The 21,512-nt window shown below is 38.2% G+C and carries 16 protein-coding genes, 1 riboswitch and 2 other annotated features; of the genes, 12 read left to right on the forward strand and 4 right to left on the reverse strand.

Annotated elements, in window-relative coordinates; translation table 11 throughout:
* Positions 1–104: 104 nt before the first annotated feature.
* From IGL15_RS02875 to IGL15_RS02885, 3 genes are all read left to right on the forward strand, one after another.
* Complete coding sequence (locus tag IGL15_RS02875; protein WP_002293828.1) at positions 105–728, forward strand: hypothetical protein; 624 nt, start codon at positions 105–107, stop codon at positions 726–728.
* A 747-nt stretch (positions 729–1,475) separates the two neighbouring features.
* Positions 1,476–3,569, forward strand: coding sequence for an LTA synthase family protein (locus tag IGL15_RS02880; protein WP_002293776.1), 2,094 nt, complete (start codon positions 1,476–1,478; stop codon positions 3,567–3,569).
* 159 nt (positions 3,570–3,728) lie between these two features.
* Entirely contained in the window at positions 3,729–4,595 is an 867-nt protein-coding gene (locus IGL15_RS02885) for an Rgg/GadR/MutR family transcriptional regulator (RefSeq protein WP_002293329.1), read from the forward strand.
* Between the two features lie 21 nt (positions 4,596–4,616).
* Here the strand turns inward: IGL15_RS02885 and ndk are convergent, their stop codons facing one another.
* Positions 4,617–5,054, reverse strand: a complete 438-nt coding sequence (ndk, locus tag IGL15_RS02890) for a nucleoside-diphosphate kinase (protein ID WP_002293327.1) — start codon at positions 5,052–5,054, stop codon at positions 4,617–4,619.
* Positions 5,055–5,226: 172 nt separating this feature from the next.
* A riboswitch (M-box (ykoK) riboswitch) is annotated at positions 5,227–5,401 on the forward strand.
* 341 nt (positions 5,402–5,742) lie between these two features.
* Here ndk and mgtA point away from each other — a divergent pair.
* From mgtA to nhaC, 7 genes are all read left to right on the forward strand, one after another.
* Positions 5,743–8,391, forward strand: a complete 2,649-nt coding sequence (gene mgtA, locus IGL15_RS02895; RefSeq protein ID WP_002296188.1) for a magnesium-translocating P-type ATPase — start codon at positions 5,743–5,745, stop codon at positions 8,389–8,391.
* Positions 8,392–8,477: 86 nt separating this feature from the next.
* The gene (locus tag IGL15_RS02900; protein ID WP_002293780.1) at positions 8,478–9,149 is read left to right on the forward strand and encodes an HAD family hydrolase; all 672 of its coding nucleotides are present in this window, start codon (positions 8,478–8,480) and stop codon (positions 9,147–9,149) included.
* Positions 9,150–9,225: 76 nt separating this feature from the next.
* Positions 9,226–9,459: a binding site (T-box leader), on the forward strand.
* 42 nt (positions 9,460–9,501) lie between these two features.
* Positions 9,502–9,740 (forward strand) — a binding site (T-box leader).
* A 55-nt stretch (positions 9,741–9,795) separates the two neighbouring features.
* Positions 9,796–10,869 (forward strand): methionine ABC transporter ATP-binding protein, encoded by a 1,074-nt coding sequence (locus IGL15_RS02905; protein WP_002293784.1) that lies wholly within the window; start codon positions 9,796–9,798, stop codon positions 10,867–10,869.
* Between the two features lies 1 nt (position 10,870).
* Positions 10,871–11,551 carry a methionine ABC transporter permease gene (locus tag IGL15_RS02910; protein WP_002293786.1) on the forward strand — a complete coding sequence of 227 codons (681 nt, stop codon included), beginning with the start codon at positions 10,871–10,873 and terminating at the stop codon, positions 11,549–11,551.
* Between the two features lie 16 nt (positions 11,552–11,567).
* Positions 11,568–12,407 (forward strand): MetQ/NlpA family ABC transporter substrate-binding protein, encoded by an 840-nt coding sequence (locus IGL15_RS02915; RefSeq protein WP_002296185.1) that lies wholly within the window; start codon positions 11,568–11,570, stop codon positions 12,405–12,407.
* Positions 12,408–12,437: 30 nt separating this feature from the next.
* Positions 12,438–13,661 (forward strand): M20 family metallopeptidase, encoded by a 1,224-nt coding sequence (locus IGL15_RS02920; RefSeq protein ID WP_104765613.1) that lies wholly within the window; start codon positions 12,438–12,440, stop codon positions 13,659–13,661.
* 402 nt (positions 13,662–14,063) lie between these two features.
* The gene (gene nhaC / locus IGL15_RS02925) at positions 14,064–15,482 is read left to right on the forward strand and encodes a Na+/H+ antiporter NhaC (RefSeq protein ID WP_002296182.1); all 1,419 of its coding nucleotides are present in this window, start codon (positions 14,064–14,066) and stop codon (positions 15,480–15,482) included.
* A 503-nt stretch (positions 15,483–15,985) separates the two neighbouring features.
* On the opposite strand, the gene IGL15_RS02930 is transcribed toward nhaC, so the two are convergent.
* Positions 15,986–16,429, reverse strand: coding sequence for a DUF305 domain-containing protein (locus tag IGL15_RS02930; protein WP_002296181.1), 444 nt, complete (start codon positions 16,427–16,429; stop codon positions 15,986–15,988).
* 217 nt (positions 16,430–16,646) lie between these two features.
* On the reverse strand, positions 16,647–17,987 hold the full coding sequence (locus IGL15_RS02935) for an amino acid permease (RefSeq protein ID WP_002296179.1): 1,341 nt from the start codon (positions 17,985–17,987) through the stop codon (positions 16,647–16,649).
* A 268-nt stretch (positions 17,988–18,255) separates the two neighbouring features.
* Here IGL15_RS02935 and IGL15_RS02940 point away from each other — a divergent pair, with 268 nt between their 5' ends.
* Positions 18,256–19,152, forward strand: a complete 897-nt coding sequence (locus tag IGL15_RS02940; RefSeq protein WP_002290034.1) for a hypothetical protein — start codon at positions 18,256–18,258, stop codon at positions 19,150–19,152.
* 149 nt (positions 19,153–19,301) lie between these two features.
* Here IGL15_RS02940 and IGL15_RS02945 read toward each other — a convergent pair whose 3' ends face one another.
* Positions 19,302–20,243 carry a 2-dehydropantoate 2-reductase gene (locus IGL15_RS02945; RefSeq protein ID WP_002296177.1) on the reverse strand — a complete coding sequence of 314 codons (942 nt, stop codon included), beginning with the start codon at positions 20,241–20,243 and terminating at the stop codon, positions 19,302–19,304.
* Positions 20,244–20,368: 125 nt separating this feature from the next.
* Here IGL15_RS02945 and IGL15_RS02950 point away from each other — a divergent pair, with 125 nt between their 5' ends.
* The gene (locus IGL15_RS02950; RefSeq protein ID WP_002289891.1) at positions 20,369–21,490 is read left to right on the forward strand and encodes a glycerate kinase family protein; all 1,122 of its coding nucleotides are present in this window, start codon (positions 20,369–20,371) and stop codon (positions 21,488–21,490) included.
* Positions 21,491–21,512: the final 22 nt, after the last annotated feature.

Genomic DNA, 21,512 nt, shown 5'->3' on the forward strand with positions numbered 1-21,512 from the left:
AAAAGAAGTTCAATTATTTACGATCTTTTTCAACTTTTTTGTCTTTCTATTTCATTTTTTGTATATAATAGAATAGTCAAAATTAAATAGGAGTGGAGGAAAGCATGAGGAAAAAAAGACCGTTTCTTCTCTTTTGGTTATTCGGTTTTTTCTTACTGCTTATTTTATCCGCAGCATTTTCAGGAAAAATGACAGCAGATCTTGCTCAGAAAGAAACAGAAAAAATCGTAGCAAGCAAAGAATCAGTAGATAATTTCAAAAAAGAATTCTCAACTTATTGGTGGGCGGAGTATAAAATAACTGCCAATTACGAAAAAGGCGAATTGGACATTTATTTGCCAAAAGGAAAAGAAGAAAATCAATTTATTAATATCGATGACGTACTTAGTGCGATTTCTCTCAGACAATATCAATTTAAAGACAAGCATTTGACCGTTTTGCTTTTGACTCATGATGGCGACAAAGTAGCCCGTTTGAAAAATGGAAAAGTGATCACCGCTTATTCTGAAAAAGTAGACAAAAAAGTGGTCGCCGATCGTTTAGCGGAATGGAAAAAGACAAATGAACAAGTCAAGAAAACAACTGTCTCTTCTCAAAAAAACGAGTCGACAGGAACAAGTCCTTCAGATTCTGGCAGTGGACAAACGATAACGGGAAGTGAAGAAAATCAAGCCTCAATTATTACGAATGAGTCATCACAAGGACAATATCAATCCTATGGACAATGAAAAACAGAGGTTGTGAAATCAGCGTTTTGACCTGAGTATTAGAGAAACAAACGGCAAAATAGTTCCTCATATTTTGCCGTTTTTTGAGCTAATACCGAAGGTCAGCTGATTGAACACCGTGTATCAAGAGGTCTTGAGCCTGCCGTTTAACTCTGAGCCACAAGGAGCAATTTCAAAAAATAGCTCCTTATATTTTTCGTTTGGTTGGGCTTATTACCGCAGATGCAAGCTTTTGAACACCGTTTACCAAGAGGTTTAAAATTAGCGTCCTGACATAATCTAATACCGAGGGTCAGCTGATTGAACACCGTGTATCAAGAGGTCTTGAGCCTGCCGTTTAACTCTGAGCCACAAGGAACAATTTCAAAAAACAGCTTCTCATGTTTTATAAATATTGTGACTTGTGGCCGAGGAGTTGGCAGGAGAACACCGTTTAAGGAAGAAGTTGTGAAAAAGCTGTCCTGCATCAAGAAATAAGGAGCTGCGACAAGAATTTTGTCACAGCCTCTTTTTTTGTACGAATACCGAGAAACTGGCTTTTGAATACCGTGGAGTGAAGCGGTCACCACAAGACTTTTATCTCTTCATTAGTTTAATCGCTTACATCGCAGCGGTTTTATGCTGTGAAAAGTGGACGGAATAATCTTTAGAAAGAATAAAAAAATCTTAAGATAACAACTTTTTTAGGAAATTTTCATTTTTCAGGAGCAAAATAAGAAAAAATGTGAATAGAGAGAAGTGATATACGTGACACAACTTAAAAAATTGTGCCAAAATCGTTTAGCAATCGTTTTGACAGCTGTTTTCTTTTTCTGGCTGAAGACGATCATTGCCTACTATGCAGATTTTTCATTAGGTGTGGAAGGTACGATCCAGTACTTTATCTTGTGGATCAACCCAATTGCGACTACCTTATTGTTTTTTGGCCTTTCTTTGTATATTAAAAAGCCAAAGCCAGCGTTAGCTATTCTTTTGATCATTGATATTTTAAATACGCTTTTGTTGTACTTGAATATTATTTTTTATCGGGAATTCACAGATTTCATTACAGTCAAATCTGTATTAGGCTTTTCGAAAGTGTCGCAAGGATTGTCAGGAAGCTCCTTTTCTTTGATGAAGCCCCATGATGTCATCTACTGGCTGGATATCGCTGTGTTCATTGGGCTACTGGTTTGGTTGAAGGTCAAGAAAATACCTATCAAAAGCAACCCTGTCGGCAAACCGATGGCTATCGCTGTTACCTGTCTTTCAGGGCTTATTTTTTCAGGAAATCTAGCGCTGAGCGAAGCCAACCGTCCACAATTGCTGCAGCGAACATTTGACCGTTCATATATTGTCAAATATCTAGGAATCGATGCGTATACTATTTATGACGGAATCAAAACAGGAATGACTAGCAGTGTTCGCGCGCATGCAAGCAGTAATGGGATTGATGAAGTTTTAGATTATACAAAGAAACATTATGCAGAGCCAAATCCCGAAACATTTGGGATCGCTAAAGGGAAAAATGTGATCGTTCTCCATTTAGAAAGTTTCCAGCAGTTTTTGATTAATATGAAGGTAGACGGACAAGAAGTCACACCGTTTTTAAATAGTATTTTCCAGAATCAAGCAACGATCAGCTTTGACAATTTCTTTCATGAAGTAGGACAGGGAAAGACAAGTGATGCTGAAAATATGTTGGAAACTGGCACATTTGGTTTACCTCAAGGCTCATTATTCACAGAACTTGGGTCAGACAATGTCTTTCAAGCCGCACCAGCGATCCTTGGACAAAAGCAAGGCTATACAAGCGCTGTTTTCCATGGGAATGTAGCTAGTTTTTGGAATAGAGATCATGTATATAAAAACTTAGGTTATGACAATTTCTTTGATCGATCTTATTTTGATGAATCCGACGAAACGTTAGGTTATGGGATATTAGATAAAGATTTATTCAGAGAATCTGCCCAATATCTTGAGCATCTACAACAGCCGTTTTACACGAAATTTCTTTCCGTAACCAACCACACGCCTTATTATACGGATGACAAGAATTTCGACTTTCCATCTTTGAATACTGGCAATAGCACAGTAGATAATTATGTTCGAACGGCACATTATCTGGATCAATCATTGGAACAATTTTTTACGTATTTGAAAAAATCTGGTATTTACCAAAATTCAATCTTTGTGATTTACGGGGATCATTTTGGGATCTCGAATACAGATAATAAAGATTTAGCAAGCGCTCTTGGTAAAGATCCAGATACATGGGATGAATTTGACAACGCACAGATGCAACGAGTGCCATTGATGATCCATATGCCTGGTTATACTAAAGGGACAGTCAATCATGAATACGGTGGAGAAATCGATGTTTTGCCGACATTACTACATCTATTGGGAATCGATGATAAAGATTATCTTCATTTTGGTACAGACTTATTATCTTCTCAGCATGATCAAGTAGTTGCTTTTCGAAATGGGAACTTTGTGACACCCAAATACACCGTCCTAGGAGGAAAAGCTTACAATAATCAGACAGGAGAAATCATCGATACGAAAGCAGCAGGAATCGATGAGGAAATCTCCAAAGATCAGGAAAAAGTCAAGACTGCGTTAAGTCTTTCAGATAAGCTGAATCAGGAAAATCTCTTGCGGTTTTATGTGCCAAACGGATTTGAGACGATTGATCCGAAAAAATATGACTATAAAAATGAAGCGGAACGTAATGAAGCAATCGAAAAGCAAAAAGGCGAACATTCGACAAGTGTCTTTTCAAAAAATGGTAATAAAACAACAACCAACTTATATCCAGTAACAAGAACAGACGTTGAACAGCAAAAAAATAATCAATAAACAATCAAACCAACCTTCAGTAGTTAGACAACATTCTAATGCTTGAAGGTTGGTATTTTTTATGAAAAAAACATTTTTTTATTTTTTTCGTGTATTTTTCCTTTTTAACGTATCTATTTATTGAATGTGGAAAAATTTAAATTAAAAAGGAGAACTATTATGTATGATGGTGAATTGATCAAGAAACTTCGAGTCAACAAGAAGTTGACACAGTCCCAATTAGCGGAAGGAATCTGTTCTAAGACTTCTCTAGTCGGGATTGAGACAAATTCAGTGAAAAAAATGTCATTTGTAACATTGAGATCATTTTTAGAGCGAATGAACATGACACTTGCAGAATATGAATGGATGCGAAACCAGCTGGATGAACCAATAAAGTTAAAGAAAAAAAGACGAATGCTAGATCGGGTACAAGAAGACAGCTTTGATCCTTATAAAGAGATCAGCAATAACCGTAGGCATTTTAAGAAAACAGAAGATCTGTATTATTTGGTTTTGAATCTTCACATGGTCGAAAAAACAGAAGTATCTGAGACAGAATTTGAATTTTTACGTTATGAATGCCGAATCATTGAAGAATACTTGATGCAGATACCAGACTATGGTCAATTTGAACTATCTATTCTAGCTGATTTTCCTTGGATATTCAGTGATCGGTTCATTGAGAACAATTATTTGAAAATCAAAAAAAGAATGCGACGATTAGCACAGTTGAACAATCATGAGCAGTATCTCTTTACTTTTTTAATGAACCTGACTTCGTTTTATATAGAAAATGGTCGGTTGAAAAAGGCACGTAGTGTGAATGAAGATATGAAACGGAGCTTAGCACATAAAGAAAGAAGTACAGTGATCTATGAAACATTGATGGCAGATTATTATCAAAGATTGATTTCTGCTGCTTTAGGGGAAGAAAAGACGAAAGACTACCAAGAATTCTTCACAGTGCTCGAATATATGTTAGGAAAGAATCAACGGAGGTCCTTAGAGAAAAAACTGCTGGCCATTGCTGAACCCAGCAACTAGACCAGCAGTTTAGAATTTGTATCACTTCGCCGCTTTTTCAGACGGTTTGTTTATATCGAATGGCGGGAAAAAGCGGGCGATCTCTTTTACCGCAGCATCACGGGAATCAGAAGCGTGAATGATGTTTTCAGTCCCCGGCAGCGCGTAGTCTCCTCGGATCGTACCTGGAACAGCATCGGCAGCTTTTGTTGCTCCAACCATCTTACGGACGATATCGATCACTTCCTCGCCGACCAGCACAAGATAAACGACAGGACCGGAAGTCATGTAATCGATCAGTTCATCAAAAAAACTGCGCTCAGTCAAGTGCTGATAATGTTCTTTTGCTAATTCAGGAGTCATAGTTTCAAACTTCATTTCAGCAATGGCCAGTCCCTTTGCTTCAAAACGTTGGATGATGCTTCCGACTAAATGGCGTCTCACGCCGTCTGGCTTGATAATAACAAGTGTTCTTTCCATAACAGCACCTCGTTTCCTACTATATTTCTATTATAGCGGGAGGTGGAAAATGAGACAAATAAAACCGCGTGAGACAGGAATATAACGTGTGTATTTTAAAAAAAGTATGAAAAACATGGAAAATTGATTTGACATCCTCTTTTTTAGTTGTTATATTAACGAAGGAAAACCGAATAAGATTTGTTAGGTGAGGCTCCTATACAAACATAGGCTACTGCCCAAAAACGTCGAGAGACGCCAATGGGTAGAACAGGAATTGTCGAGATAAGGCTTTTCATAAGGTAGCTAAAAGCAGGTATCTGCTTTTTACGTTGTACAGTGTCAAAACTCAACGATGAGATCTGAGAAGCTTTTTTTAATATGCTTTTTCAAACCTTTCGCTGAGTATTTGGCGAGAGGTTTTTTTGTTGCCGCAAATCCCCATCGGTGAAAAATAAAAAGGAGGTGGTCTAATTGGAAAAATAACTATTCGAAAAATGATTGGAAGTCATGAATTAAAATTACTTAGTAAAGGAGATGAGAACAAATGGATGACAGTCATTCGAAAAACAAGGATCTAGAGGAAAGGCCAGGGCTATTATCTATCTGTTCTCAGCCCCTTTCAGTTTTTTCTCTATCGATCCGATGAATAGCTAAAGACCAAAAGCAGCGAGAACAGCTGTCTTTTGGACACAAAGGAGAGATTGAGATGGAAAAAAAGAAAGATACACAAAAAATCTATGCAGCTTTTGCTGGAAAAACGAAACAAGAATTATTTGAACTATTCCATGCATCAGCAAATGGATTGACAGAAGAACAAATCGAACGTTCAAGAGAAAATTACGGTGAAAATGCGATTTCATATGGCAAAAAAACACCATTCATTGTAGAAATATTGAAAGCATACATCACGCCATTTACATTAGTGTTGATCGCATTAGGAATTATTTCATTCATCACGGAATATGTATTAGCAGCTCCTGGAGATAAAGATCTTTTCGGTGTAGCCATTATCTTCACTATGGTTATCGTCAGCGGGACAATGACGTTGATTCAGTCCGTACGTTCCAATCAAGCGGCTGAAAAACTGAAATCACTTGTGAAAGTAACGGCAGCTGTAAAACGTAATGGAAAGTACACAGAGATTCCTATGGAAGAAATCGTCTGTGGAGATCTTGTTCGGCTTTCAGCAGGGGATATGATACCAGCGGATATGCGTTTATTGTCCGCAAAGGATTTATTCATTTCCCAAGCAGCATTGACAGGGGAAAGCTATCCAGTAGAAAAGCATGCGAAAGTATGTGAAGACGATCAGCAAAGCGAAACAAGTTACGAAAATCTTGTCTTTATGGGAAGTAATGTCATCAGTGGAAGTGCGGAAGGAATCATTGTTTCTGTTGGAAATGAAACACTATTTGGTCATGTAGCAGAAACGCTATCTGAAAAACCAATTCAATCAAGCTTTGAATTAGGCATCCATAAAACATCCATGCTACTGATCAAATTTATGTCATTGATGGCTCCAGCAGTTATCGTCATCAATGGGCTTACAAAAGGGGATTGGCTAGAAGCTTTTCTTTTTGGACTATCTGTAGCAGTTGGTCTAACACCTGAAATGCTTCCAATGATCGTTACGACGAATTTGGTCAAAGGAGCAAGTGTGATGGCCAAAAAAGGAACAGTGATCAAAAATTTGAATGCCATCCAGAACTTTGGTGCAATCGATGTGTTATGTACGGATAAAACGGGGACATTGACACAAGATAAAATCATTCTTGAATATCATATGGATTGTGAAGGAAATGAAGATGATCGTGTTTTGCGCCATGCGTATCTAAATAGCTACTATCAAACAGGGCTGAAAAATTTGTTAGATGTGGCTATCATTGATGAAGCAACAGAAACTTTAGATACAGATAAGATCAATTATCAAAAAGTGGATGAAATTCCTTTTGATTTTGAACGTCGTCGTATGAGTGTTGTGGTTGCTGATCCAGCTGGTAAAACACAAATGATCACAAAAGGCGCGATTGAAGAAATGCTGAACATTTCTAAATTTATTGATCTTGGCGGTACTGTTACACCATTAACAAAAGAACGAAAAGAAGCCGTACTTGCAAAAGTACAGTCACTTAATGAAGATGGCTTACGAGTGATTGGTGTCGCACAAAAGACCAATCCAAGCGTCGTTGGAGAATTTTCAGTCAAAGATGAGTCAGACATGGTTTTGATTGGTTATCTTGCTTTCCTTGATCCACCAAAAGAAACAACGAAACAAGCGTTGAAAGCTCTGAAAGAACATGGTGTAGCTGTAAAAGTTCTGACTGGGGACAACGAATTAGTTACACGTTCAGTGTGCCGTCAAGTAGGTCTAGAGATCAATGAATTGGTTACCGGTGAGAAAATCTCGGAAATGAGTGATCATGAATTAGCACAAGTAGCTGAAGACCATGAAGTATTCGTAAAATTGAATCCTCAGCAAAAAGCACGTTTGACGACAGCTTTACGTAAAAATGGTCATACTGTCGGATTTTTAGGAGATGGTATCAATGACGCTCCTGCAATGAAAGTGGCTGATATCGGTATTTCTGTAGATACAGCTGTGGATATTGCGAAAGAATCTGCAGACGTGATCCTTTTAGAAAAAGATTTGACGATTTTGGAAAGAGGCCTTCTTTCTGGACGAGAAACTTTTGGGAATATCATGAAATATATCAAGGCTACAGCAAGTTCTAATTTTGGCAATATGTTTTCCGTGCTGATTGCAAGTACGTTCCTGCCATTTTTACCAATGCTGCCTTTACAACTTTTGTTTTTGAATCTGATCTATGATGTTTCCTGCATTTCCTTGCCATGGGATCGGATGGATAAAGAATATTTGGACGAGCCAAAAAAATGGAATGCATCTAGTATTGGGGAATTCATGGTTTACTTTGGTCCAACAAGTTCGATATTTGATATTACTACTTACTTGTTGATGTATTTTGTTATTTGTCCTGCTGTAGTGGGCGGAAGTTTCCATACATTGGATAGTTCACAGCGAGTGATTTTCATCGCATTATTCCATGCAGGATGGTTTGTCGAATCACTATGGACACAAACCTTAGTGCTCCATGCACTGCGTACACCGAAAGTACCATTTATCCAAAGCAACGCAACATTTGCCATGTTTGTTATCACTACATTAGGAATTATTGTCGGTTCTGTCCTTCCTTTTACAAGTTTTGGTGCTGAATTAGGCTTGATGCCACTTCCTGGCAATTACTGGTTATGGTTATTTGCTACAGTCATCGCTTATCTGGCGCTTGTGACAGCTGTGAAGAAAATCTATATCCGTCGATTCCAAGAACTCTTATAAACGAGAAGGCTGGTTCTTTGCTTCTGTTCTTTTTGGACCAGTCGTGCTAAACTATGTGTATTGTTTTGGAAAGGATTAATGTATAGATGAAAGGTGCAATATTTGATTTAGATGGTTTGTTAGTTGACACAGAAAAAACGTATCGTGATGGCTGGCTTTGGGGATTTCAGCAATTTGATATCCATATCCCAAAAGAAATCGTTGACGCTTGGGGCGGAAAAAACTGGAAACAAAGTTTTGATATTTTAGTGAAAGCAGCAGGTAGCCCTGAAAAAGTACAGGAAGTCCGAGCGAAGCGTGAAGAATATTTTTATCAACAGCTGACAAGCGGAGCCATCCACTTAAAACCATATGCAAAAGAAATATTGGCAGACTTAAAAGAACGTCATATGAAACTAGGCATTGCTACGACCACTGTTACGAAAAGAGCAACAGATATCTTGGATCACTTTAAATTAGCTGATTACTTTGACACGTTTACATTCGGAGACGAAGTGTCGGAGAACAAGCCTTCACCGATTCCTTATCTGACAGCTTTGGAACGAACAGGATTAGAAGCTAGTTCAGCCTTTGCAGTGGAAGATTCTTTAGTAGGAGCAACAGCTGCTTCACGAGCAGGATTAGGCGTTGTTTTGATACCTGATTCCAGTTTTGTCCGAAATTATACCGTCGAAGAAAAGGAAAAATTGAAACTTCTTGCGGAAGGAAAAGATCTTCGAACTGTTATTGAAATGTTAAATAAAAAAACAGAAAAATAAATATAGAAAAAATAATTTGAATTTCGTACTTGACTTTTCAGTTTTCCTCATGTAGATTAATCCCAACAACAAAATATCGATTTCGTTGAAAAGGAAAGTAAGTTTGGAAACTTTGCAGAGAGGCTCTGGCTGGTGAGAAGAGTCAAGTAAGAAAAGCTGAAAATGGCCTTGGAGAATAATTTGTCGATAAGTAGGCAAATTCGGAACTGTTCGACCGTTAAAACGAACGCCAATCTCTCTTTTTGAGATGTTGGGCTTGAGGGAAGGAAACTTCCGAAAAAAGGTGGTACCGCGATACGTCGTCCTTTTACTGACATAGTTTATGTTAGTAAAAGGACTTTTTTTTTGAATATTATTTGCATTGAAATGGTAAGTACGATAGAAGAACCTTTGACAGAGAGCTTCGGTAGCTGAGAAGAAGCAAGGAACGACTATTGGAAAATGGCCATCGAGCAATTCATCCCGAGCATAGATGTAAGGCGATGACGGCTGCGACCGATATCTTGCTAGAGTATGATCGTACTTGAAGAGGAGTTGTGTGTGAACACAGCTTGAACATGAGGTGGTAACACGCAAAAAAGCGTCCTCAAGAAAATGACATTTTCATTTTCTTGAGGACGCTTTTTTTAGATAAGGAGGAATTTTAATGATTGAATTGCGAGATGTTTCTGTATGTTTCAAACAAAAAGAAAAAGAGATACAGGCAGTAGATTCTGTAGATTTAACGATTGAAAAAGGCGATGTTTATGGAATCGTCGGTTACTCAGGTGCAGGGAAAAGTACGTTAGTTCGTGTGATGAATTTGCTGCAGAAACCAACAGCAGGAGAAGTCATTGTCAATCAGACGAATTTGAGTCAGCTCTCTCCCAAAGAATTGCGAAAAGAAAGAAAGGCCATCGGTATGATCTTTCAGCATTTCAATCTAATGGAAAGCCGAACTATTTTTGACAACGTTGATTTTTCTTTAAAGTATTCTGGAAAATCGAAACAGGAACGTCGTCAAAAAGTGAATGAACTACTGGAACTTGTCGGTTTGGAAGAAAAAGCATCTGCTTATCCTAAACAACTGTCGGGGGGACAAAAACAACGAGTAGCAATCGCACGAGCTTTGGCGAATGAACCTAAGGTATTATTATGTGATGAAGCAACCAGTGCACTTGATCCGAAAACGACCCTTCAGATCCTTGCATTGTTAAAAAAATTGAATCGCCAGTTAGGTTTAACAATCGTCCTGATCACTCATGAGATGCAAGTTGTCAAAGAAATCTGCAACAAGGTAGCGGTTATGGAAGATGGAAGAATCGTTGAAAAAGGTAGCAGCATCCAGATCTTCAGCAATCCTGAAGAAGAATTGACCAAAGATTTTATTCGAACAGCTACTCATCTTGACCAAGCATTAGAAACGATCATTGCCCATTCTGCTTTTGCCGATCAGATCGCCAATAAATGGCTGGTGGAATTAAGTTATATTGGAAATCAGACGAACGAACCTCTAATCGCTCATCTGTACAGCAAATATCAAGTAACAGCGAATATTTTATATGGCAATGTAGAGTTATTACAAGAAACGCCGTTAGGGAGTTTGATCGTTACTTTAGCTGGAGAAACCAAACAGCGGAAAAAAGCATTGGATTATTTGATCAAATCTGGTGTAAAAATAAATATTTTACAAAAAAACGAATTAGATAGTCGTATCAAAGTGATCGAAGGAGGAAGATAAAATGACTGATTTCTTTAAAACATATTTGCCCAATGTTTATTTGATTCCGGATGAATTTGTCGAAGCGACGAAGCAAACACTATATATGTCTTTTTGGACAGCATTCATTGGCGGGATGATTGGAATCATCTTAGGTGTGACGTTAGTAGTGACACGCCCTAATGGATTACTAGCTAACCGTCTGCTATTTGAAATACTTGATAAGCTGATCAATATCATTCGTTCCATCCCTTTCATTATCTTGCTTTCTCTTTTAGCATTGACTACTCGTTTCTTAGTTGGAACGACGATTGGTGCGAAAGCAGCTTTAGTGCCATTGATTTTTGGAGTTGTTCCGTTTTTTGCTCGTCAAATCGAGAACGCACTGCTAGAAGTTGATCCTGGGGTGATCGAAGCGGCAGAAGCGATGGGAACCAGTCCAATCGGTATCATTTTACGTGTGTATTTGTTAGAAGGTTTGCCTGGTATCATTCGGGTCTCGGCGTTGACTATCATCAACGTGATCGGACTGACTACCATGGCTGGAGCAGTAGGTGCAGGCGGATTAGGGAATCTTGCTATATCGAGAGGGTATAATCGATTCCAAACAGATGTAACGATTGTGGCTACATTATTGATTCTAATCTTAGTTTTTTTAAGTCAATTTATCAGTAATCAACTGATTAAAAAAATTACACATTGAAAGTGGAGGAGAAAAAATGAAAAAAATTATTCGTTTTGTAGTCATTACATTTGTAGCAATTATTTGGTTGGCAGGGTGTAGCCAAGGAAAAGCAGATACAACTGACAAAAAAGAAACTATCGTAAAACTAGGGATTATTGGAGAAGATACAGATGTATGGGACAACGTGAAAGACCGTTTGAAAAAGGAGAACATTAATTTGGAATACGTGAAATTTACAGATTACAATCAACCAAATGTGGCTTTAGCAGATGGATCGATTGATTTGAATTCTTTCCAACATCAATTCTTTTTAGACAATTACAATAAAGAACACGGAACTGATTTAGTATCGATCGGAAATACTGTCAATGCACCGCTGGGAATTTATTCTAACACTTTGAAGGATGTAGCTGATATCAAAGACGGAGCAAAAGTAGCAATCCCTAATGATGTTACAAATGGCGGCAGAGCTCTTCTGTTATTGCAAACTGCTGGATTGATCAAAGTGGATAAGGCAAAAGGACAAGCGCCCACTGTTTCTGATATTACCGAGAATAGAAAAAATCTAGACATTTCTGAATTAGATGCTTCCCAAACAGCACGTGCTTTGTCAGATGTAGACATTTCAGTGATCAATAGCGGTGTAGCTGTAGATGCTGGATTTAATCCTGCTTCTGATGCCATCTTCTTAGAACCAGTGGATGACCATGCACGTCCTTATGTGAATATCATCGTTGCAAGAAAAGAAGATGAAAACAATAAAACGTATCAAAAAATAGTAGACGCTTATCAAACAGAAGACACAGTCAAAGTAATCGAGAAAACATCAAAAGGATCAAGCGTGCCTGCATGGGAAACATTCGGGAGAAAATAAGAAAAATGACTAGCATAGGAGGAATTTTTTATGACAACAACAATCTCAACAAACCAATTGAAGGATCTAATCCAATATCGTTTACCAGAATATCAAGCACTTGCTCTAGATATCCACGAACATCCTGAAGTAAGTAACTATGAGTTTTATTCCTCAGCAGCGTTGATTAAACAATTAGAAAAAGAAAGGTTTTGGGTAGAAAAAGAAGTAGCTGGACACCGAACAGCCTTTGATGCACGTTATATTTCCAATAAACCCGGTCCCACAATTGCCTTTTTGGCAGAATTCGATGCTTTACCAGGTATTGGTCATGCATGCGGGCATAATTTGTTTGGTACTTACTCCGTATTAGCCGCCAGCATAGTGAAGCAATTCATTGATGAAACTGGTGGAGAAATCCGTGTATATGGCACCCCAGGGGAAGAAGGGGGCGAGAACGGATCAGCTAAAGGCAGCTTTGTTCGAGAAGGTTTTTTTGCGGATGTCGATGTAGCGTTATGCGTCCATCCAGCTTTTCGTTATGGGAAAACGACAGAATCTTTAGCGAATGATCCAGTCGACATCAAATTTTACGGTGTCGCTTCCCATGCAGCAGCAGCACCTGAAAAAGGAGTAAATGCTTTGGAAGCATTGATCCAAGTGTTTAATGGAATCAACGCTCTACGCTTGCAATTGCCAAAAGATGTCAATATCCATGGGATCATTACAGACGGAGGAGTAGCTGCCAACGTCATTCCAGATTACGCTGCTGGACGTTTCTATTTACGTGCAGGAAATCGGCAAACATTAGATAAAGTATATGAAAAAGTGGAAAATATCGTACGAGGTGCTGCGATAAGTACGGGCACGACTTTTGAGTTTGGATTGTTCCAAAATGCAGTTGATGATGTCATCGTTACTCCTTCTTTTGATGACTTATTCTTCCAGCATGCAAAAGAAGCAGGTGTTCCAGATGAAGAAATAGAAACGGAACAAAGAACAAGTCTCGGTTCTTCTGATGTAGGAAATGTCAGCCAAGTCATACCAACAATCCAGCCTACGGTAGCAATCTCTGAGACATATATTGCCGGACACACAGAAGAATTCAAAGCTGCTGCTAAAAGTGACAAAGGCCTTGCTTCTATTGCGATTGCAGCAGAACTACTCGCCAATACAGCTCTTGATCTGTTGAAAGAGCCAAAGCTATTAGAAAGAATCAAGCAAGAACATCAAGAAATAGTAGCAAGAAAAAAACAAGAGGGTGCTACTTTCTAGTAAAAAATAAACTTGTGTGTGAAAGTTATAAAAATAATTTTCAGAAAAATGAAAAAATATTTTCTTTTTCATTGACAAATGATCTTATGGAAGGTAAACTTCGTACAAGTCAACTTTTCACGCAGTAGCGGTTAGGTGTTTTGTTCAGAAAGTCGGTGGTCGCTGTGAACCGATCAAGCCTAATTGACGAATTACATGGAAAGTCCATACATTTGAATAAAAGTTTGAAAGTGAAAAACAGATCTGTTTTTAATTAAGGTGGTACCGCGGAGTCATTCGTCCTTAGTTTAAAACAGGTCTTTTTATTTTTATAAAGGAGGAATCGCGGATGAATTGCGGCGGAGTAATCCGATATCTTAACTTTTTTAGAACATAAGAACAACTAAAAAAGGAGAGATTATCATGGGAAAAAAAGGAACACCAAGTTTTTTAGAAGCAACACTTGTATTAATGGTTATTGTTTTAGGCATTGCGATTGGCGTTGTCGGATTAAAGGTCTCACCTAATATCACGATCTTAGCAGCGATCGGAATGGTCATGTTGTATGCAGTGATAAAAAGATACCCGACAGATTGGCTGCACGAAGGAATCATCAATGGCATCAAACCAGGAATCATCCCAATCTTTATTTTTATTTTAGTCGGTTCATTGATTGCTGTATGGATACAAGCAGGGATCATTCCAACTCTAATGGTCATTGGGTTCAAATTGATCAGTGTCCAGTGGTTTGTCCCTTCTGTATTTGTTGTGTGTGCAATCGTAGGTAGCGCTGTAGGGAGTGCCTTTACTGTTATGTCAACGATTGGGATTGCATTTTTCGGTATTGGGACAACACTAGGCTTAAATCCAGCGCTGGTTGTTGGAGCTATTGTTTCAGGTGCCGTTTTTGGAGATAAGATGTCTCCATTATCCGAATCAACAAATCTAGCAGCGGCTATTGTTGATGCCGATTTGTTCAAACACATCAAGCATATGATGTGGTCAACTGTCCCGGCATTTGTTGTTTCTTTCTTTTTATTCATGATTTTAGGACACACAAGTAAAGCCGCAAGTCTTTCATCTATTCGTGAAGTGACTGATGTTCTAGAAGCAAACTTTACTATTTCAATCTGGTCACTGATTCCTTTATTTTTAATGTTACTGTGTGCATGGAAAAAGGTGCCGGCAATTTTAACGATTTTGTTGAATATCGCTGTAGCAGTAGGAATGATTTTTATTCAAAACCCACAAACTTCCTTAACGAAGTTGGCTGGGGTCATCGAATCAGGGTTTGTTTCAAATACTGGAAACCAACAAATCGATTCACTGCTTAGCCGCGGAGGAATCGAAAGTATGATGCCTACTGTGTCATTGATTATTCTAACTTTGTCATTAGGTGGATTGTTGATCGAATTTGGCTTGATCTCAACCGTGATGGAACGAGTATCAAGAAAGATGACGAACACACCAAATTTGATTTTTACAACATTGATGACAAGTATCGGAGTAAATATTTTTATTGGTGAACAATTCCTATCTGTTATTCTGCCTGGTAATGCATTTAAAGAAACTTATGAAAAAGCAGGATTTGATCCAACTGTATTAGGTAGAACGCTAGAAGATGGTGGAACAGTAATCAACTACTTAGTGCCTTGGGGAATTGCCGGAAGTTTCGTAGCAAGTACATTTGGTATTCCTACACTCACTTACTTGCCATTCGTATTTTTCAGTTTGCTTTCTCCTGTGTTTTCGATGGTCAGTGCCTTCACAGGTTGGGGAATCTCAAAAAAATTTGTGAAACCGCAAGAAGCAGTAAGCAAGACAGCGCAATTAGAACAATAAAAACATAAAAAGGGATTGTGACAAGACTTTTGTCACAATCCCTTTTACGAATAAACGGTATTCAAAAGCCAGTTTCTCGGTATTAAGCCAAATTTATACAAAAATGTGGAAAGCCATTTCACAAAATTTTTCTTAATACGCGAAACTAAGCGACTTTTTCACAACCTCTCGATAAACGGTGTTCAATCAGCTGACCCTCGGTATTAGCTCAAAAAATGGCAAAATATGAGGAACTATTTTTCCATTTGTCTCTCTAATACTCAGGTCAGAACGCTGATTTTACAACCTCTTAATAAACGGTGTTCAAAAGCTTGCATCTGCGGTAATAAGCCTAACCAAACGAAAAATAGGAGAAGCTATTTTTGTTTGGCTGTTCTTATTACTTGATGCAGGGCAGCTTTTTCACAACCCCTTATTCACGGCGTTCCAGAAGTAGCTTCTTCTTATTTCTTGAAGCTGATAACTTCTGGAACATCCTCTTTTTTTATTTGGACGGATAATGGTCATTCCATTTCTTTGATCATTTTTTTCATTTTGTCGATCTCTTCTTCTTGTGCCTGAATGATTTCTTCCGCTAATTTTTTTACTTCAGGATCTTTTAAATCAGCTCGTTTACTTGCCAGGATAGCGATAGAATGATGAGGAATCATGGCCTTCATCCAAGCTGTGTCGTTGACAGTAGTTTGGCTTCGTACCATAAACAAGGAACCGGCAAAAACAAGAAGACTAGCGGCTAAGATCATAACATTTATCTTTTTGTTTTCATACATTTTCCACATGAACAACAGCATGATGACTGCCATGACTGCACCCATCATCAACGCCATGAATACTCGTGTACGACTGAAGAAGATATGATCGAGCGCATAGACATTCAAGTACATCATACCAAACATAACTACCGTTGAAACACCGATCATCAACAAAAACTTCCAATACTTTTTCATTTAAAACAAACTCCTTTTTTTCATTCCTTTCTTCTATCATGTCATGAGCATGGAGAACAATCAATTATTTTGCACAGAGGGTTTTTGAACACCGTTTACCAAGAGGTCATGAGACTGTTTATTCGGAAAAAGGAGTTGCAACAAGACTTTTGTCACAACTCCTTTCTTCAATAGCTCCATCTATTCCACATAAATAAAATAAAATTTTCTATCGATTTCATTCATTCGTCAATACGAACGCATCATTCTTTTTTTGATAACTGAAATAAATGAACAGGTAAAGCAGGCCAGTCAATACAGTTACCCCAATGGAGTTCGTGAACAGGATACCAAGGAAAATCAATCCTAAGACAGCTAATGCAAAAAAGCTGATTCCTTTATCCCATAATGTTCCTTTTCTTAGTGCCAGTACAAAGGATGCCGCACTGATAATGATCCAGATCAATAATACTGTATACGAAAGGGAACCTGCCAGATAGCCAAATAATTTGTCACCGACAAAATAAGAAAGAGCTACACCAAGATAAAGAACACTGGTACAAAATAAAACAGCACGTTGCGGTACTTGATGCTTGTTTAAAACAGCTAGTTTTCTAGAGGAACCTTTTCGATCCTTCAAACGGAAGAACAAAATTCTTGAAGATGCATACACACCCGAATTGATAGATGAGAACAAAGCAAGGACAATCACAAAATTGACGATATCCGCTGCAAATGGGATATTCATTTTTTCAAATACCATCACAAAAGGACTGACATTCGTGCCTGCTAAAGTATTCCAAGGAAAAAGAATCAAAAGCAAAAACAAAGGAATGATGTAAAAGGAAATGATTCTTCCCATGACACCTTTGATTGCTTTAGGAATCGCACGTTTAGGATCATCTGCTTCGCTTACCGTGATAGCAATCAGTTCAGAACCGCCGTAAGAATAGATAACTACAAGCAAAGAACTGATGATTCCCTTCATACCATGAGGAGTAAACCCACCATGGTCAGTCAATTGCTGAAGGGTAGGGAAAACGCCTGTGCCCAACATTTGCTGACCGACAAGATAAGTAGCAAAAATGATCAGTAAGATAATGACACTGATTTTAGCAAAAGCCAGCCAATATTCTGTTTCTGCGAATAACCGTACCGAATAAAGATTGATGATCGTAGTTAAAACAGCCAACATAAAAACAAATACCCAGGCTGGAATGTGCGGGAACCACAACTGCAAAAAGGAAGCAGCTGCAACAGCTTCAGCGATGATATTGATAATCCACATAGACCAGTAGACCCAATCAGTAAAATCAGCAGAATGAGCACCTAGATAAGGGCGTATCAAACCAGATAATCCGTGATGCGTGTCGCCACCGCTTAAAACGATTTTTCCCAGACCTTTCATCACGATATATAAAATCAGCCCACCAATCAAAAAAGCAATCAATACAGAAGGGCCGGCGATCCCAATCGCTTCGCCACTTCCTTTAAATAGACCTGCACCGATTGCTCCACCTAAAGCTAACATGGTGATATGTCTGGAGCTAAGTTGTTTTTTCAATTTTTTATCTTCCATAAATGACCTCTTTCTTTTAAATTCACAATCAAAATTTATATTAAGAATAAATAGCAATATTTAACAATGACTAATGATAACAAATTTTCAGACAATTACAACTATTCAGAAAACTTTTAGGCGAATTTTAATAGAAGAATGATTTATTTCATCATATTTTCATACAAATGTTAAATTTTCATACAAATATAGGAAACGTTTTACTGGCTTTTTACTATTTAAACAGGCTATCATAGGAAAAAGTGACAGAGAAAGTGAGGCGGAAAAGATGAACAAAAATGACGTACTGCTAGTTGCAAAAAATAAATCACTTTATTTTTTGCCTTCCATCCGCTCTTTAGATGTTTGGTCCGGAAAAGATTTACTACAGTCGGAATTCATTAAATCAGCTAGACAACAGTTGGCAAATTATCAGCTGATCGTTTTTTTAGATTATGGATTTGATATGGAGATGGCTCGACGCGTGCGCCCATTTACCAATGCAAAAATTGTGTTATTTTTTTGGAATCACTTCAAAGCAGAACACGAGGCGATGCTGAAGCAGGCACAAGATGAACCGGCAATCGATGAGATTTATCATTTTGATTTTTTGGAAGCAAAAGAACTTGGGCTGAAACATAATAGTTCATTTTATTCGAAACATATGAATTTTTCTTCTAGCGAACCAAAGACGGATCTATTTTTTGGTGCAACGAATAATGGGAGAAAAGAACGAGCAGAAAGCTATAAGCAGGAATTTATAAAAAGAGATGTTACGACCAACTATTTCATTCTTCCACATCGAGGGAATGAACAACCTGGATATCTTACTTATGAAGAGTACCTGAAAAAAACAGGGGAATCGCGCGGGATTCTGGAACTGTTGCGGGAGGGTCAGCAAGGAGTGACTTTGCGGACATTTGAATCCATGTATTTTCAAAAGAAACTAGTGACGGATAATCAAGCGATTGCTCATTATCATTTTTATCGTCCTGAAAATATTTTTTTGCTTCGAGAACGTGATTTAGATGAATTACCGGAATTTCTGCATACACCATTTAAGCCAATCCTATCAGAGCTATTGGAATTTTATGATGCAGAAAATTGGGCAAAACGATTTATCACTAACGATTCCACTATTTATGAGCAATACGAATATGACCTCTCCTCTGTTGAAAACAAATAAAAAACCTACATTTTGAAGAGATTATGTACTGAAACAAACAAGCACAATTCTTATGGCATCATGAGAGTTGTGTTTTCTTTTTGATCTTTTATTGGGCTTAAAAAAAGAGAACCAGCTGCTGATTCAGCTGATTCTCATCAGAGAGCCTTTTATTCTGCGCCAAGGATTCCTTCTTTTGCATGGACTAATTGGGTCAAAAAGGCACAATATGGTGTAGCAATATCATATTTTTGTCCTTTTCGCCAAATGGCACCATTGATGTAGTCGATTTCAGTCAAACGATGGTTTTTGATCAGGTCTTGGTACATAGATGGGTAATGCAACCCGATGTTGTCAGGATCATAAGTAGAAGCAATATGTTGGTACACTTCTTCTTGATCTAGTATGATTCCTTCTTTTGCTGCGATAGAAGCAAATTCAGATACGATTGTTCGAACCATGCTCTCTGCCGCTTTTTGCGCGCCTAGTTCAGCAATATTACAATCCAAAATCGTGCATAAACCATTCAATGTTCCATTTACACAAGCTTTTCGCCAAATGGAATAACGAACGTTATGGCTATAGATCGGATTTAAATTTGCTTCTTGAAAGACTTCTACAACTTTTTTTGTAAATGCTTCGCCTTCTGGTTCCAAGTTCTCTAGTTCGATTTCTCCATCACCTAACAATGTGACTTTTCCGGGACCAGCTAGACCAGCTGTCCACATCGTGATCCCAAATAAGATATTTTTCTTTGGCACATATTTTTCCAGTACATCTTCATGACCTAATCCATTTAGTAAACACAAAACATAAGTATTGTCAGTAATAATGGATTGGATCGAACAAAACATATCATCTAATTGATTGGCTTTTGTTAATGCTACGATCAAGTCCACGTGTTCGTTGCTTTCGATGATTTCTTCTGGTGAATAGATTGGCAGTTTTGCGACCACTTCTTTACCGTTAAAGTCAGCAATCAACCCATTTGTACGAATGGCTTCAATGTGAGCAGGCCAACGATCGATCAAGAGGACCTCATTTCCGCTTTGATGTAGCATCAATCCGATTCGGCTGCCCATTGCTCCGGCCCCAGCTATTGCGATTTTCATGTTTTTTCTCTCCTTTATTCAATGAGTTCCCTTTTAGTATATAGAAAAATGGAAGAAAATAGCATTGTTTTGTTTGAAAAAAATGAAAAAAAGTGTCTTACTTAAGAAGAAAGTGAGGGATACAGATGGATATTTTGGCGGCAATTGATTCATTTAAAGGAAGTGCTTCTTCATTTGAACTAAATCAGGCAGTTCTAAATGGCTGGGAAGATCGTAAAGGAAGAAAAATCAATGTGCCGATTGCAGATGGCGGAGAAAATACTGCAGAAGCAATCTATTACGCGCTCAGGGGAACATGGCGTACCATTGATGGGATGGATCTCTTATTCCGTCAGCGAAAAATCAGCTATTTATTGACAACTTGGCAAGGAAAAAACACCGCAGTCATCGAATCTGCACAAGCATTGGGGTTAGATCTACTTGATAAACCAACGGATCAAACTATCCGACTTGCTTCCAGTTATGCCTTAGGAGAACTTATTAAAGATGCACTGCTTCAAGAAGTAGAACAAATTATTGTCACTTTAGGAGGAAGCGGGTGTAGCGATGGTGGTCTAGGATTACTCCAATCCTTGGGTGCTTCTTTAGAAGGGTACACAGAAGGAAATCCTTTATTATCTACTAAAAAACTTCATTTTGATCGAAGAAACGTTCTTGTTTCTAAAGTAAAATTGATTATCGCTGCAGATGTTACCAATCCATATACAGGTCAACAAGGAGCTGCTTGGCAATTTGGAAGACAAAAAGGAGGAATAGATACGACGCTAGCTTTCTTAGATAAACAAGCAGGAAAGATTGCTCAGCAAATAAAAGATTTCTGGGAGGTGGATTTAGATGATATTCCAGGAAGTGGAGCAGCAGGCGGTATTGGTGGAGCCCTTTTTTTGTTGGGAGCGAAGATGGTTTCTGGTTTCGATTTAGTCAGCCAAATCACTGGATTGGAAAAAAAGATCGAACAAGCAGATGTCATCATTACAGGAGAAGGGCGGATCGATCAGCAAACGATCCACGGAAAAGTTCCATACGGTGTAGCAGTGCTTGCAAAAAAATATCGAAAACCAATAATCGCTATTTGCGGAAGTAGAGACCAAGAGCTAGAAGGACTTTCTGATTTTCTCCCAATTGTCTTAAGTATTCATTTGGGTCCAATAGGTTTAGAAGAAGCAATGGAACACAGGCAAACATTAGAAAAAACAAAAATCTTAGGACAGACACTTAGCAGATTTTTCACCATCCTCCCGAAGTAGTTGACAAAATCATTTTCTTTAT

It is taken from the genome of Enterococcus sp. DIV0436a, from assembly GCF_051711605.1.
In the GTDB taxonomy this organism is placed as follows: Bacteria; Bacillota; Bacilli; order Lactobacillales; family Enterococcaceae; genus Enterococcus_B; species Enterococcus_B faecium.